Source organism: Kineococcus endophyticus (genome assembly GCF_040796495.1).
Taxonomy (GTDB): Bacteria; Actinomycetota; Actinomycetes; order Actinomycetales; family Kineococcaceae; genus Kineococcus; species Kineococcus endophyticus.
In genome coordinates, this window is sequence record NZ_JBFNQN010000014.1 from 36,570 (window position 1) to 51,196 (window position 14,627).

13 protein-coding genes are annotated in these 14,627 nt (G+C 72.2%); 5 read left to right on the forward strand and 8 right to left on the reverse strand.

All coding sequences use genetic code 11. The features are described from left to right. Position 1: 1 nt before the first annotated feature. Entirely contained in the window at positions 2-1,150 is a 1,149-nt protein-coding gene (locus AB1207_RS19010) for a Gfo/Idh/MocA family protein (protein WP_367639982.1), read from the reverse strand. Between the two features lie 80 nt (positions 1,151-1,230). Here AB1207_RS19010 and AB1207_RS19015 point away from each other — a divergent pair, with 80 nt between their 5' ends. The 4 genes from AB1207_RS19015 (at position 1,231) to AB1207_RS19030 (ending at position 5,166) form a co-directional block, all read left to right on the forward strand. Then, complete coding sequence (locus AB1207_RS19015) at positions 1,231-1,998, forward strand: sugar phosphate isomerase/epimerase family protein (protein ID WP_367639983.1); 768 nt, start codon at positions 1,231-1,233, stop codon at positions 1,996-1,998. Between the two features lie 125 nt (positions 1,999-2,123). Further along, positions 2,124-3,170 carry a biotin/lipoyl-containing protein gene (locus tag AB1207_RS19020; RefSeq protein WP_367639984.1) on the forward strand — a complete coding sequence of 349 codons (1,047 nt, stop codon included), beginning with the start codon at positions 2,124-2,126 and terminating at the stop codon, positions 3,168-3,170. After that, positions 3,170-3,922, forward strand: coding sequence for an ABC transporter ATP-binding protein (locus AB1207_RS19025; protein WP_367639985.1), 753 nt, complete (start codon positions 3,170-3,172; stop codon positions 3,920-3,922). Before AB1207_RS19020 ends, AB1207_RS19025 begins: the two co-directional genes overlap by 1 nt. Positions 3,923-3,930: 8 nt before the next feature. Next, the gene (locus AB1207_RS19030) at positions 3,931-5,166 is read left to right on the forward strand and encodes an ABC transporter permease (RefSeq protein WP_367639986.1); all 1,236 of its coding nucleotides are present in this window, start codon (positions 3,931-3,933) and stop codon (positions 5,164-5,166) included. A 28-nt stretch (positions 5,167-5,194) separates the two neighbouring features. Here AB1207_RS19030 and manD read toward each other — a convergent pair whose 3' ends face one another. The 6 genes from manD to AB1207_RS19060 form a co-directional block, all read right to left on the reverse strand. Further along, positions 5,195-6,400: a D-mannonate dehydratase ManD gene (gene manD, locus AB1207_RS19035; protein ID WP_367640117.1), complete on the reverse strand. Its 1,206-nt coding sequence runs from the start codon at positions 6,398-6,400 to the stop codon at positions 5,195-5,197. Between the two features lie 17 nt (positions 6,401-6,417). After that, positions 6,418-7,761: an ABC transporter substrate-binding protein gene (locus AB1207_RS19040; RefSeq protein ID WP_367639987.1), complete on the reverse strand. Its 1,344-nt coding sequence runs from the start codon at positions 7,759-7,761 to the stop codon at positions 6,418-6,420. Between the two features lie 67 nt (positions 7,762-7,828). Further along, positions 7,829-8,731: a carbohydrate ABC transporter permease gene (locus tag AB1207_RS19045; RefSeq protein WP_367639988.1), complete on the reverse strand. Its 903-nt coding sequence runs from the start codon at positions 8,729-8,731 to the stop codon at positions 7,829-7,831. Next, entirely contained in the window at positions 8,724-9,686 is a 963-nt protein-coding gene (locus tag AB1207_RS19050) for a carbohydrate ABC transporter permease (RefSeq protein ID WP_367639989.1), read from the reverse strand. Before AB1207_RS19050 ends, AB1207_RS19045 begins: the two co-directional genes overlap by 8 nt. A 129-nt stretch (positions 9,687-9,815) precedes the next feature. After that, positions 9,816-10,964, reverse strand: a complete 1,149-nt coding sequence (locus AB1207_RS19055; protein ID WP_367639990.1) for a Gfo/Idh/MocA family protein — start codon at positions 10,962-10,964, stop codon at positions 9,816-9,818. A 17-nt stretch (positions 10,965-10,981) separates the two neighbouring features. Then, on the reverse strand, positions 10,982-12,043 hold the full coding sequence (locus tag AB1207_RS19060) for a Gfo/Idh/MocA family protein (protein WP_367639991.1): 1,062 nt from the start codon (positions 12,041-12,043) through the stop codon (positions 10,982-10,984). Positions 12,044-12,177: 134 nt separating this feature from the next. Between AB1207_RS19060 and AB1207_RS19065 the strand changes: the two genes are divergently transcribed. Then, positions 12,178-13,230, forward strand: coding sequence for a LacI family DNA-binding transcriptional regulator (locus tag AB1207_RS19065; RefSeq protein ID WP_367639992.1), 1,053 nt, complete (start codon positions 12,178-12,180; stop codon positions 13,228-13,230). Positions 13,231-13,255: 25 nt separating this feature from the next. On the opposite strand, the gene AB1207_RS19070 is transcribed toward AB1207_RS19065, so the two are convergent. Beyond that, complete coding sequence (locus AB1207_RS19070; protein ID WP_367639993.1) at positions 13,256-14,620, reverse strand: cystathionine beta-synthase; 1,365 nt, start codon at positions 14,618-14,620, stop codon at positions 13,256-13,258. Between the last annotated feature and the right edge of the window lie 7 nt (positions 14,621-14,627).

A 14,627-nucleotide genomic window follows, 5' to 3' on the forward strand; every position in this document is an offset into this window, starting at 1 on the left:
GTCACAGCACGATCTCCTCGAGCTCGACGCGGCGGCCCTGCGCGGACGAGGCCAGTCCGGCCTCGGCCAGCCGGACCCCGCGGGCGCCGGAGAGGAAGTCGTAGGGGTGCGGGGTGTCGGCGACGACGTGGGAGACGAACTGCTCCCACTGCGTCTTGAACCCGTTGTCGAACGTCGTGTTGTCCGGGACGGGCAGCCAGTCGTCGCGGTAGCGGTGCGCCTCGGGCAGGTCGGGGTTCCACACGGCCTTGGGCGTGGCCGAGCGGGGTTGCACCTTGCAGCCGAACAACCCGGCGACGGCGCTGCCCAGGGTCCCGTCGACCTGGAACTCGACGAGTTCGTCGCGGTCGACGCGCACGGCCCAGGAGGAGTTCAGCTGGGCGACGATGCCGCCCTCGAGCTCGAAGATGGCGTAGGCGGCGTCGTCGGCGGTGGCCTTGTACGCCTCACCCTTCTCGTCGTGGCGGACCGGGACGTGCGTGACGGCGCGCGCGGTGACGGCCTCGACGGGGGCGATGGTCTGCTCCAGGACGTAGTTCCAGTGGCAGAACATGTCCGCGACGATCCCGCCGCCGTCCTCGGCCCGGTAGTTCCAGCTCGGCCGCTGCGCGGGCTGCCAGTCCCCCTCGAACACCCAGTACCCGAACTCCCCGCGGACGGAGAGGATCTCGCCGAAGAACCCCGACTCCACGAGACGGCGCAGCTTCACCAGCCCGGGCAGGAAGATCTTGTCGTGCACGACGCCGTTCTTCACCCCGGCGCTCGTCGCGGCGCGGGCCAGGGCGACGGCCCCCTCGAGGGTCTCGGCCGTCGGCTTCTCGGTGTAGACGTGGCGCCCGGCGGCGATCGCCTTGAGGATCGACTCCTGCCGCGCCGAGGTCAGCTGGGCGTCGAAGTAGAGCGGGTAGTCGTCGTCAGCGAGGGCGCCGTCGACGTCGGTGGTGAAGTTCTCCAGGCCGTGGCGCCGGGCGATGTCGCGCAGCTTCTCCTCCGACCGGCCGACGAGCAGCGGTTCGAGCTGCACGCGGGAACCGTCGGGCAGTTCGACCCCGCCCTGTTCGCGGATCGCCAGGACGGACCGCAGCAGGTGCTGCCGGTACCCCATGCGACCCGTCACGCCGTTCATGACCACCCCGAGGCGTTGCGTCATCGCGGCCTCCTCCTGTTCCGTTGGGAATGCGCTTTCCAGAGGCTAGGCCAGCAGACCGCGTGCGTGCAAGGATCGATCGCGTGCTGACCCCGGGACTGTGCTCGGTGACCTTCCGACAGCTCGACCCGCCCGCCCTCCTCGACCTCGCCGCCCGCGCGGGCCTGGCCGCCGTCGAGTGGGGTGCGGACGTCCACGTGCCCGTCGGCGACCTCGCCACCGCCCGCGACGTCGCGGCCCGCACCGCCGACGCCGGGCTGGCCGTCGCCTCCTACGGCTCCTACTGGCGCGCCGGCCCCGAGGACGTCGGGCCGGTGCTGGCGACCGCCCGGGCCCTGGGCGCGCCCCGGGTGCGGGTGTGGGCCGGGGAGACCGGCTCGGCCGGCACGGGCGACCGGACCCCCGTCGTCCGTGCCCTGGCCGACGCCGTCCGGCGCGCCGAGGACCTCGGCCTCCAGCTCGGCACGGAGTCGCACGGCGGGACCCTGACCGACACGACGGCCTCCACCCTGCAGCTCCTGGAGGAGGTCGACGACCTCGTCGGGCGGCCGACCCTCACCACGTACTGGCAGCCGACCGTCGACGCGACCGACGAGGAGGCGCTGGCCGAACTGGCGGAGCTCGCCGACCGCGTGAGCACCGTCCACGCGTTCTCCTGGGGACCCGGCACGACGCGCAACCCGTTGCGCAGCAGGGAACCGCTCTGGACGCGCGTGGCCGACGCGCTGGCGGGCCACGGGCGCGACCACGACGTCCTGCTGGAGTTCGTGCCCGGCGACGACCCGGAGGTGCTCGACCGCGAGGCGTCGGCGCTGCGGGAGTGGTTGAGCGCCGCACGGCCGACGCGCTGACTTCAGGGACCCTGTTCCTCCCCCACCCCCCTCACAGCCGCTGCTACGTTCCGGCCCAGCCGCTCGGGGGAACGGCGAACGCACCGTGCACCAGCGACCCCCGGCTGTTCGAGAGAGGTGTCGCCGTGGGTGTCGTCCGGACCGTCGTCTTACCCGCGCTCAGGCTCGTCGTCTGGGCGCTCATCGCGCTCGCCCTGCTGTGGATCGCGTTCGTGCGCCCCTCGGGCCGGGACGCCGACGCCGCCGCGAGCCCCTCGGCCGTCGTGCAGCCGCCCGCCACAGCCATCACCAAGGGCGACGTGGTGAACACCGTGGACCTGCAGGGCACGATCCAGGCGGACCCGGCCACGACCGTCAAGGCGACGGCCGCGGGTCAGGTCGGCAAGGTGCGCGCGGAGGTCGGCGACGCCGTCGAGAAGGGCACCCCGCTGTTCACCGTCGTCGTGACGGTCGAACCCACGACCACCACCACGACCACGACAGGGGACCCCGCGACCCCGGCCCCCGCACCCACCGCCACGACGAAGACCGTCACCGTGACGTCGACCGTGGCCGGCACCCTGGCCACCCTCGACGTCCTCGCCGGTCAGGACGTCACGGTCGGGCAGGCCGTCGCGACGGTGAGCCCCGGGACCCTGACGGTGTCCGCCCCGCTGACGCAGGCCCAGCAGTACCGCCTGCTCAAGCCCCCGACGTCGGCCCAGGTCACCGTCCCCGGCGGCCCGGGGGCCTTCGAGTGCACCGGCCTGCGCACCGGCACCCCGGCCACCGGCGAGGGCGGGTCCACGGGCGGCTCCGGCGGCGTCGACCCGTACTCCGGCATGCCGGTGGACCCCTCGAGCACCACGACGGGTGCGACCGTCACCTGCGCCGTCCCGGACGGGGTCCAGGTGTTCCCGGGCCTGTCGGCCGCGGTCGACGTCACGGCCGGCCAGGCCAGCGGCGTCCTGCTCGCCCCGGTGACCGCCGTCCAGGGCACCGTCGGCACCGGGAAGGTCTGGACCGTCGCCGAGGACGGCAGCACGACCGAGGCCCCCGTGACGCTGGGCCTGACCGACGGCCAGAACGTCGAGATCACCGGCGGCGTCACCGAGGGCCAGCAGGTCCTGCAGTTCGTCCCGGGCACCGACACCCCCACCGACCCGAACGGCATGTACGGGATGGGTTTCTGATGGGATCGCCCGGGACCGGTCCGGCCGGACCGGTCGTCTCTCTGACGGACGTCTCGCGCAGCGTCCGGCTCCCGGACGGTTCGGACCTGCACATCCTCACCGGCGTCGACCTGCACGTCGCCCGCGGCGAGCACGTCGCGGTCGTCGGCCGGTCGGGGTCCGGGAAGTCGACGCTGCTGAACATCATCGGCCTGCTCGACGCCCCCACGAGCGGGCGGTACCTGCTCGACGGCGCCCCCGTCACGGGACGGTCCGCGCGCCGGACCGCGAAGCTGCGGGGGCAGACGTTCGGGTTCGTGTTCCAGCAGTTCAACCTGCTGCCCGGGCGTTCGGCGACGGAGAACGTCGCCAACCCCCTCCTGTACGGGACGGGCCGGGAGTTCCTGCGTCGCCGGCGCACCGCCCGCGACATGCTCGACCGCGTGGGGCTGGGCCACCGGCTGGACACCATGCCCGAGAAGCTGTCCGGCGGGGAGCAGCAGCGCGTGGCGCTCGCCCGCAGCCTCGTCCGCCGCCCCCGCGTCCTGCTGGCCGACGAACCCACCGGCGCCCTCGACGTCGACACGGGGTCGGCCGTCATGGACGTGCTCGAGGAACTCGTGCGCGTCGACGGGACGACCCTCGTCACCATCACCCACGACCTGTCCGTCGCCGCGCGGGCCGACCGGCAGTTCCGGCTCGACCACGGCGTCCTGACCGAGATCACGGCCGACGCCGTGGCGACCGCCACCGCACACCGGGAGACGCTCTGATGGGAGGCGTGACGTCGGTGCTGACCGGCCTGCTGGCCGCCGTCACCGAGGCGTGGAGCGAGATCCGGGTCCACCGGGTCCGGGTCGTGCTCTCCCTGGTCGGGGTGTTCCTGGCGGTGTTCGCGATGACGACCATCACGGCCGTGGGGAACATGGCCCGGCAGATGGTCGGCGAGAGCAGCGAACGCGCGGCCGGCCGGCCGGCGACGCTCAACGTCAACGCCTACCCGAACGGGGCGGTGTCCGCGGACACGACGCGGACGGCGCAGACCGCGCTGCGGGAGGCGGCCGTCCGGCACGAGACGGCGTGGTGGGGCCTGGCCTCGCAGGGCGGCGGGCAGCTGACCGTCCGGTTCCCGGCCGGGACGCAGCTCGTGCAGGCCAACAGCGTCGACCCCAGCTACGGCACCATGCACCGCGTCATCACCGACCAGGGTCGCTGGTTTACCGGCGCCGACACGCAGGCGTTCTCGCCGCGCCTGGTCGTCAACCAGGCGTTCGCCGACCAGCTCGGCGGGTTCGACCCGGCCCGCCCGCCCACGGTCGTCCTCGGCGGCCAGACGCCCGTCACGGCGACCGTCGTCGGGATCTCCGCGGGGGCGAGCTACGACGCGCAGACGCCCGGCGCCTACGTCCTGAACGCCGACGTCAGCCGGTGGAACCTCACCGGCGACCCGGCGAACACGTCACCGCCGACCCTGGAGATGTGGGTGCCGAACGCCGACGCCGACGCCCTCGTCGCGGCGCTGCAGACCGAGGTCCAGGCGAGCCTGCCGGGGTACTCCGTCTCGGTCTGGCGCCAGGACTCGGGCGAGGAACTCGGGATCATGGACACGGTGCTGGCCTACGGCGTCCGCGGCGTCGGGGTGTTCGCCCTGCTGCTCGGGGGCATCGGCGTCCTGAACGTCGGCCTGGTCACCGTGCGGCAGCGGATCCGCGAGATCGGGGTGCGCCGCAGCTTCGGCGCGACGGGCGCGCGGGTGTTCTTCGCCGTGCTGCTGGAGTCGGTGGCCGCGACCTTCGTCGCGGGCTTCCTCGCGGTGATGCTCTCGATCATCCTCGTGTCGAACTTCCCGCTGGACGCCGTGCTGCCCGCGGGGGTCACCCTGGAGGACGTGCCGCCGTTCCCGCTCTCGGCGGCCGTCGAGGGGCTGCTGGCGGCCACCGCCGTCGGGGCCCTCGCGGGGCTCGTCCCGGCGACGATGGCCGTGCGGGCGAAGGTCATCGACGCGATCCGCTACTGACCGCGCCGATGCCGTCCGGGCGGGACCCTCACCAGTCGTGCAGGGTCCCGTCCAGCCGTCGGGCGACGGGCAGGTAGCGCGGTTCGTAGGGGAACCGGGCCGCGGCCCGCTCGTCGAACTCCACCCCGAGGCCCGGGGCGTCCCCGGGGTGCATGGACCCGTCGGCGAAGGAGTACGACGAGCGGAACACCTCCCCCGCCGGGTCGCGGTGGCCCATGTGCTCCTGGATCCCGAAGTTCGGGATCGCCAGGTCCAGGTGCAGGGCCGCGGCGTGCGCGACCGGGGACAGGTCCCCCGCCCCGTGCGCACCCGAGCGCACCCCGTACAGCTCGGCCAGCGCGTAGACCTTGCGCAGGTGCGAGATGCCGCCGGTGTGCGAGACGGACGTGCGGACGTAGTCGACGAGCCGTTCGGTGATGAGGGTCTGGACGTCCCAGATCGAGTTCAGCACCTCCCCCACGGCCAGCGGGGTGGTCGTGTGGGCGCGGATGGTCCGGAACGCCGTCTGGTCCTCGGCCGGCGTCGCGTCCTCGATCCAGAACGGCCGGTAGGGCTCCAGGGACTTGCCGAGCCGGGCCGCCTCGATGGGCGTCAGCCGGTGGTGGACGTCGTGCAGCAGGTGCACGCCGAACCCGAACCGCTCCCGGACGGCCTCGAACACCGTGGGCGCGAAGTCGAGGTAGGACGTGGTCTCCCACGTCGTCTCCTCCGGTCGCGCGCCGCTGGCCGGTTCGTAGATGCGCCCGTCGTGCTTGCTGACGCCGTACGTGCCGACGACGCCGGGGACGGCGGCCTGGATCCGCACCGCGCGGTACCCCTGCTCCAGGTGCGCCGCGACGCGGTCGAGGAGTTCGGGGACGTCCCGGCCGTCGGCGTGCCCGTAGACGAGGACGCCGTCGCGGGAGGCGCCGCCGAGCAGCTGGTACAGCGGCAGCCCGGCGGTCTTGCCCTTGACGTCCCACAGCGCGACGTCGACCGCGGCGACGGCCGTCATGGTGACCGGCCCCCGCCGCCAGTACGCGCCCTTGTAGAGGTACTGCCAGGTGTCCTCGATGCGGGCGGGGTCACGACCGATCAGCAGCGGGCAGACGTGGTCGCGCAGGTAGCTCGCGACCGCGAGTTCACGTCCGTTGAGGGTCGCGTCCCCCACCCCGACGACACCGTCGCTCGTCTCGACGACGAGCGTCACGTAGTTGCGCCCGGGTGAGCTCACGACCACCCGGGCGTCGGTGATCGTGGTCCCCGAGGTGGTCAGAGCATCCCCTTCGAGGTCGTCACCGCGTTCTGGGCGGCGTCGGCCGGGCTCGTGCGGCCGAACAGCTGCTCCGTGCCCAGGGTCGTGAACTCGGTGTTCCAGGCCGAGGCCCCGGCCGGGGTGACCTGCGGCGGGTCGACGACCTCGGAGGCGATGGCCTGGGAGAACTCCAGGGCGATCTTGGACTGGGGCGTCAGCACGGAGGCGATGTCCTCCTGCACCTTCGGGATGGCGGGGATGCCGCGCTCGGTGGTGAGGATCTTCGTCGCCTCGGGGTTGGTCAGCATGAAGTCGATGAACTTGGCGGCGGCCGCGCTCTGCTTGCTGCGCGCCGAGACCGACCAGTACATCGACGCCTTGTTCACCATGCGCGGGGACTCCCCGGACTTCTGGGCCGGCAGCCGCAGGAGCTTCAGCTCGTTCCCGCTCGCCGCCGCGTAGGCGGAGATCTGCGTGTGGAACTGCAGGTGGAAGGCGGACTTGTTCGTCGCGAAGAGCGACGCGTCGAGGGCGGCCGTGGTGTTCTCGCTCTGGACCGAGGCCTGCGGGCAGGCGCCGGAGGAGACGAGGGAGTCGGCGTAGTCGAAGTAGGTCTGCGCGTTGGCGACCGAGGCGGGCGTCTCGTCGTCGCGGGGGAAGACCTCCTGCTCGAACTGGCGGATCCACGCGCCGAACTCGGCCGCACCGGCCCCGTACATGTCGAAGCCCACCACGCCCTGCGCCCCCAGCTTGGCCGAGACCTGGGCCGCGATGTCGCGGAACTGCTCCCAGGTCCAGGTCTTGTCGTCGGGCATCGCGATGCCGGCCTGCTGCAGCAGGACCGGGTTCACCCCCACGGAGAAGTTGCCGACGCCGATGGGCGCGCCGACGAGCTTGCCGTCGACCTTGCCGGTGTCGAGCACCTTGGAGTCCATCTCCGACAGGTCCAGGTCGTCCCCGACGGTCCCGAGGTCCAGCAGGGCGCCGCGCGTGCCGTAGGCCGCGATGTACGCCTCGTCCATCTGGATCACGTCGGGCGAGTCGTTGGCGGCCGTGCTCGTCGCGAGCTTGTCCCAGTACGAGGTCCACTCGGAGTTCTCGACGGACACCTTGATGCCCGGGTTGGCCTTCTCGAACGCGGCCGCCGCCTGCTGCGTCAGCTTCAGGCGCGAGTCGTTGCCCCACGTCGAGACGCGCAGGGTGCCGTCCCCGGAGGCCGAGGACCCACCCGAGCTGCCGGGGGCGCAGGCCGCGAGGGCGGTGAGGGACCCCGCGGCGGCCAGGGCGGTGACAGCCTGGCGGCGGGAGGGGCCGGACGTGGAGGTGGAGGAGGTGGAGGGGTTCTGGGGCACGTCGGTCATGTCAGCGAGGCCGTTCTCGTCGAGGGTGAGCGGTGCGGTGGGTCGTGCGGGAGGTGCGGAGCAGGGATCACTTGCCGCCGGTCGTGGCGATCCCCTTGACGAGGAAGCGCTGACCGAACAGGAACACCAGGAACAGCGGCACGAGCGTCACGATGGACATCGCGAACATCGCACCCCAGTTGCTGCCGCTCGTGGCGTCCAGGAACTGCTTGAGGGCGACCGGGACGGTGTAGGCGTTCGGGTCGGTCAGGTAGATCAGCGGGGTGAAGAAGTCCGACCACGTCCAGATGAACGTGAAGATCGCCGTCGTCGCCAGCGCCGGCCCCATGAGCGGCAGCATCACCCGCAGGAAGATGCGGCCGTGGCCGCAGCCGTCGATGCGCGCTGCCTCGTCCAGCTCCCGCGGGATCCCGCGGATGAACTGCACCATGAGGAAGATGAAGAACGAGTCCGTCGCCAGGAACTTCGGCAGGATCAGCGGGACGAACGTGTTCGTCCAGCCCAGGTTGTTGAACAGGATGTACTGCGGCACCAGGACGACGTGGATCGGCACCATGACGGTGATCAGCATGATCGCGAACCACAGCGTCCGGAACCGGAACCGGCAGCGGGCGAAGGCGTAGGCCGCCAGCGAGCACGCGAACAGGTTCCCGGCCACGGCACCGACGACGACGATCGCCGAGTTCACGATGTAGTGCCCGAACGGCTGGGCCAGGGCCGTCCAGCCACCGGTGTAGTTCTCCAGCACGAGGCCGTTGATCCACAACCCCGGCGTCCGGAAGATGACGTCGGTGGGGCGGAAGCTCGACACGAGCAACCACAGCAGCGGGTAGATCATGACGACGCTCACCGCGATCAGCACCAGGTGCTTCACGGTAGAGCGCGCCAGTGACCGGCCGGGACGGCGGCGGGGGGCGGGCGGCTGGGGCACCGCCGCGAGCGGGGCGGGGCTCTCCTGGAGATCAGTCATCGTAGAACACCCAGAACCTCGACAGCAGGAAGTTGAGAGCCGTCAGCACGCCGACGATGAGGACGAGCAGCCACGCCATCGCGGCGGCGTACCCCATCTCGAACTGGCCGAAGCCCTTCTGGTACAGGTACAGCGAGTAGAACATCGTGGAGTCCGCCGGCCCACCGGTCCCGCCCGAGACGACGAACGCCTGGGTGAAGGACTGGAAGGCGTTGATGAGCTGCAGCACGAGGTTGAAGAAGATGATCGGCGACAGCAGCGGCAGCGTGATGCGGCGGAACCGCGTCCACCGCGTCGCCCCGTCGACGGCCGCCGCCTCGTGGTACATGACGGGGATCTGCCGCAGACCGGCCAGGAAGATCACCATCGGGGACCCGAACGTCCAGACGTGCAGCAGGATGATCGTCCACAGCGCGTAGCTGGGGTCCGAGACCCATCCGATGGACGTCTGGACCCCCACCGCCCCCAGGAGCTGGTTCACCAGCCCCTCGGTGCCGAACATCTGCCGCCACAGCAGGGCGATCGCGACCGACCCGCCCAGCATCGAGGGCAGGTAGAAGATCGACCGGTACAGCGCCAGCCCGCGCATCCCCCGGTCCAGGACGATCGCCACCGCCAGGGCGAAGGCCAGCTGCAGCGGCACGCCCACGACGACGTAGGTGAACGTGACCTTCAGCGAGTGGTGCAGCCGGTCGTCGTTCAGCATGTCCACGTAGTTCTGGACGCCGATCCACTCCGGCGGCTGCAGCAGGCTGTACTTGGTGAACGACAGGTACAGGCTGGCCAGCATCGGCCCGATGGTGATGACGGCCAGGCCGAGGAACCAGGGTGCGAGGAACAGGTACGCGGCCTTGTTGTCGCGGTTGTTCTCCCGGCGCAGCGCCGCCTTCTCCTGCGGCGTGCGGGCCCGCCCGCGCCCCGAGCGCAGGGTGGACAGTTCGGAGATGGCGCTCACCGCGGACACCTCCCGCGCGCCAGGACGGACGGTCGCTGGGACCGACTGTGGGACATGGACACACCTCTCCGGTCGTCGTCGAGTCGAGGGGGTGGGGCTGGGGTGCGCGTGCTGGGTGGGACGGAGGTCTCAGGCCCGGGACATCCGGGCGGAGACCCGTTCGGCGGGCAACCCGCCGTCGAGGCGGTGGTAGAACGCGCGGTCGCTCGTGAGGTCCTCGCGGGCGACGGTCTCGCCCTCGAGGGAGGAGGCGTACAGCGCCGTGACGAACTCCATCGTGGGACGGGTGCTCGCCAGGGTCGTCGGGTGCGGGCGGCCCGCGAGCAGGTCGCCGACGAGGTCGTGGATCTGCGCGGCGTGGTTCGACGGCACGTCCTGCCCGGCCGAGGCGGCCCAGACGTCGGTCGCGTCCGAGGCGCCGGTGGAACGCTGCCCGGCACCGGGGTCGGTGCCGTTGGCCGCCGCGGTCCGCGCGTCCGGCAGCGGGTACCAGGACCAGTCGGCGTCGGTGTACCCGTAGAGGTGCTCCACCTCCAGGGTTCCCCCCGTCGTGTCGATCCGGATCCGGCTCGTCTCGCGCGGGGACAGCAGGCTCGTGGTCACCGAGGCGACGGCCCCGCTGGCGAACGTCACCGAGGCGGTGGAGACGTCCTCGAACTCCACGGGCCGCGCGACGCGGGTCGCGCGGGCGTCGACCGTCCGCCACTCCCCCAGCAGGTGCAGCAGGAGGTCGATCTGGTGGATGCCGTGCCCCAGCGTGGGACCGCCCCCCTCCCCGGCCCAGTTCCCCCGCCAGGCGGGGTCGAAGTAGCTGTCCGGCCGGTACCAGAGGGTTTCGCACACGGCGACCTGCGGAACCCCGAGGGTCCCCTCGGCCAGGAGCCGGTGGGCCCGCTTGGCCCCGGACCCGTGACGGTGCTGGAAGACCACGAACACCGCGCCCGCGCTCGTCGACTCGGCCTGCGCGATCCGGTCCATGTCGGCGAGGTTGACCGTCGGGGGCTTCTCCAGCAGCACCGAGGTGCCGAGCCCGAGCAGTTCGACCGTGGTGTCGGTGTGCGTGCCGGGCGGGGTGCAGACGGAGACCAGCTGGACGTCCTGGGCGACGAGGTCGGCCACCGAGGAGCAGGCGCGGGCACCCACCTCGGCCGCGAAGGTCTCCGCCGCCGACGGGTCGACGTCGTGCACCGCGACGAGTTCGACGCGCGGGTCGGCGGCGTAGGCGCGGCCGTGCGAGCGGGCGATGCCGCCGCACCCGACGATCCCGACACGGAGCACGTCGTCCCCCCCGGCGCTCACTGCGCCGCCCCCGTCATCCGGGCGTCGCGCTGTGCCGTGAGGGCGATGCGCATCACCTCGAACGTGTGGGCCTGCGGGCAGGCCGTCTCGGTGCGGTGGCGCACGTCGTGGACGAGGGCCGGGTAGTACGGCAGGTCCACGTCCGAGCAGTCGATCCGCTGCGTCGTCTCGCCGTCGACGAGGAACAGGTGGTCCCCGCCCTCGCGGCCGGCGAGGTCGACGTACTTGCGCAGCTCGATGAACCCCTCGGTGCCCAGGATCGTCATCCGCCCGTCGCCCCACGTCGGCAACCCCTGCGGGGTGTACCAGTCCACCCGGACGTACCCGTGGGCGCGGTCGGAGGCGAGCGTCATCTCACCGAAGTCCTGCATCCCCGGGGACTCGGGGTGGGTGTAGTTCGCGACCGTGCTCGCGACGACCTCGCCGGTGCTCGAGCCGGTGTAGAAGAGGAACTGGTCGACCTGGTGGCTGGCGATGTCGGTGAGGATCCCGCCGGTGCGGTGCCGGTCGTAGAACCACTCCGGCCGGCCGTTCCCGCCGGCGAGGTGGGCCCGGTCGCCCTCGCGGTGCGGACCCAGCCCGATCGTCTGCACGACACGGCCGATCCGCCCGGCGTGCACCAGTTCCCCGGCCTTGACCGCGGCGCGGACCTCGAACCGCTCCGAGAACGTCACCGACCAGAACCGGCCCGACTCGGCGACGGCCTTCTCGACCTCCTCGAGCTGCTCGAGGGTGACGCAGCCGGGTTTGTCGGCGACGACGTCCTTGCCGTTCCGCAGCGCCCGGACGGCGATGGGGCCGCGGCGGTCGGGGACGGCCGCGGTGACGACCAGGTCGACGTCGGGATCGGTCAGCAGCGCGTCGGCGTCGTCGAACCACGGCACGTCGGGCCAGCGCTGCGCGACGGTGCGGGCGACGGCCGCGGCGGGGTCGTCGGAGGCGAACCCCACGAGCTCGCAGCCCTGGCCGAGCAGGCCGGCGATCTGCCCGAGCGCGTGGGGGTGGTCCAGACCGACCGCAGCGAACCGCAGGGGTCGGTCCTGGGGAGGAGTGCTCACCGTGGGTCCCATCTCGGAGGCGGTGTCGACCACCAGAGTGATCGATAATCTTCGTTGACTGCGGGTACTGTAGTTATCGATCACTCGAGGTGTCAACGACATTCGGGAAGCGGTTTCCCGAGAGGATGGCCGTGGTGCGACAGAGCACGCAGACCAGCACGCCGGCGAAGAAGCCGACGATCTACGAGGTCGCGGCGCTGGCCGGGGTCTCGCACCAGACGGTCTCCCGCTACCTGCGTGGCAACGGCGGGTTGCGACCGGACACGTCCGAGCGGGTCGAGGCCGCCATCGGCCAGCTGAACTACCGGCCGAACCTCATCGCCCGGTCGATGCGCACGCGCCGCACCGGGCGCCTCGCCCTGCTCGTGCCGTCCACGACGGGGCTCCCGCTGCGGCTGATCTCGGCCGTGGTGGCGGGCGCCCACGACGCCGGCTACGCCGTCGACCTCATCGGCCGCGAAGGCGCGGCGGGCACGGCCGGCGCGGGCGCCGACCACTGGCAGGACGTCGCCGACTCCGGTGAGTTCGAGGGGGTCCTCACCCTGGGGTCCGGACCGCACACCCCCCAGGCCACGGGCACCACGGCCGTCGTGGCGGTGGCCCACTACGACGACGAGATGCGCACCCGCGGCGCCCTGGCCGACGGCGCCGTCTGCGGGCAGATCGTGCGGGCGCTGGCCGACCTCGGGCACCGGCACTTCCTGCACGTCAGCGGCCCGGCGGAGTACGCCTCGGCCCGCAACCGCCAGCAGGTCTTCCTGCAGACCACGGCCGAGCTGGGCCTGTCCGCCACAGTCGTCGCGGGCGACTGGAAGGGTCGCTCGGGGTACGACGCCGTGATGGGTCTGCCGCGGGACACCCCCGTCACGGCCGTCGTCGCCGGCAACGACCACTCCGGCCTCGGGGCGATGCGTGCCGCGGTCGAGCGCGGGTGGCGCGTGCCGCGCGACCTCAGCGTCTTCGGCTGGGACGACCACGACTGCGGGCGGTTCAGCACACCGCCCCTGTCGACGGTGGCCAACGACGTCGAGCGCCAGGGCCGCGAGGCGGTGCAGCGGCTGGTGGCGCTGATCCGCGGGGAGGAACCTCCCGCCCCGGACCCGCGGTCGGTGCACACGTTCCTGCCCCGCGAGTCGATCGGACCGGCGCCCGTGAAGCGCCCGCGACTGCGGCCCGCGCCCGGCTGAGCCGGGGCGGGCCGCAGCCCGCGCGTCAGTGCGAGAGCGCCAGGTAGGCCAGCAGGTCGTGGCGGGTGATGACGCCGACGGGCTTGCCGTCCTCGACCACGACGGCCGCGTCCGCGGTGGAGAACACCTCGCGCGCGTCGGCGACGGACTGGCCCGCACCGACGAGCGGCAGCGGCGGGCCCATGTGGGCGCTGACCGCGTCCGACATCTTCGCCTTGCCCGTGAACAGCGCGTCCAGGACGGCGCGCTCGTTCACCGAGCCGGCGATCTCCCCCGCCATCACGGGCGGTTCGGCGCCGACGACCGGCAGCTGGGACACGCCGTACTCGCGCATGATCTCGATGACGTCGTGGACGGTCTCCGTCGGGTGCGTGTGCACCAGGGCGGGCAAGCCGGACGTCTTCTGCTGCAGCACGTCCGCGACCGTTCCGCCCTCCTCGGAGTCGAGGAAGCCGTACGACGCCATCCAGTCGTCGTTGAAGATCTTGCCGAGGTACCCGCGACCGGAGTCCGGCAGCAGCACGACGACGACGTCGTCCGGTCCGAGGTCCTTCGCCGCGCGCAGGGCCGCCACGACCGCCATGCCGCAGGAGCCGCCGACGAGCAGGCCCTCCTCACGGGCCAGGCGGCGGGTCATCTGGAAGGAGTCCGCGTCGGAGACGGCGATGATCTCGTCCGGGACGGACGGGTCGTACGCCGTGGGCCAGAAGTCCTCCCCCACGCCCTCGACGAGGTACGGGCGGCCGGTGCCGCCGGAGTAGACCGACCCCTCGGGGTCGGCGCCGACGACGCGGACCGGCCCCTGCTCCTTGAGGTAGCGCCCGGTGCCCGTGATGGTCCCGCCGGTGCCCACCCCCGTGACGAAGTGCGTGACCTTGCCCTCGGTGTCGGCCCAGATCTCCGGACCGGTCGTCTCGTAGTGGCTGCGGGGGCCGTGGACGTTGCTGTACTGGTCCGGCTTCCAGGCGCCCTCGATCTCGCGGACGAGGCGGTCGGAGACCGAGTAGTAGGACTGCGGGTCCTCCGGCGGCACGGCCGTCGGGCAGACGACGACCTCGGCGCCGTAGGCCTTGAGGACGTTGCGCTTGTCGACGCTGACCTTGTCGGGGCAGACGAAGACGCACTTGTACCCGCGCTGCTGGGCGACGAGCGCGAGGCCGACACCGGTGTTCCCGCTCGTCGGCTCGACGATCGTCCCACCGGGCTTGAGGGACCCCTCGGCTTCGGCGGCCTCGATCATGCGGGTGGCGATGCGGTCCTTCACGGAGCCGCCCGGGTTGAGGTACTCGACCTTCGCGAGGACGGTGCAGGCCAGGCCCTCGGTCACCTTGTTGAGCTTGACCAGCGGGGTTCCGCCCACGAGGTCCACGACGGTCTCGGCGTAGCGCATGGCCCCA

Coding starts and splice junctions, on each gene's coding strand:
- AB1207_RS19010 (WP_367639982.1), bottom strand. CDS start 1,150: ATGACGCAACGCCTCGGGGTGGTCATGAACGGCGTGACGGGTCGCATG.
- AB1207_RS19045 (WP_367639988.1), bottom strand. CDS start 8,731: ATGACTGATCTCCAGGAGAGCCCCGCCCCGCTCGCGGCGGTGCCCCAG.
- AB1207_RS19040 (WP_367639987.1), bottom strand. CDS start 7,761: ATGACCGACGTGCCCCAGAACCCCTCCACCTCCTCCACCTCCACGTCC.
- AB1207_RS19025 (WP_367639985.1), top strand. CDS start 3,170: ATGGGATCGCCCGGGACCGGTCCGGCCGGACCGGTCGTCTCTCTGACG.
- AB1207_RS19070 (WP_367639993.1), bottom strand. CDS start 14,620: ATGCGCTACGCCGAGACCGTCGTGGACCTCGTGGGCGGAACCCCGCTG.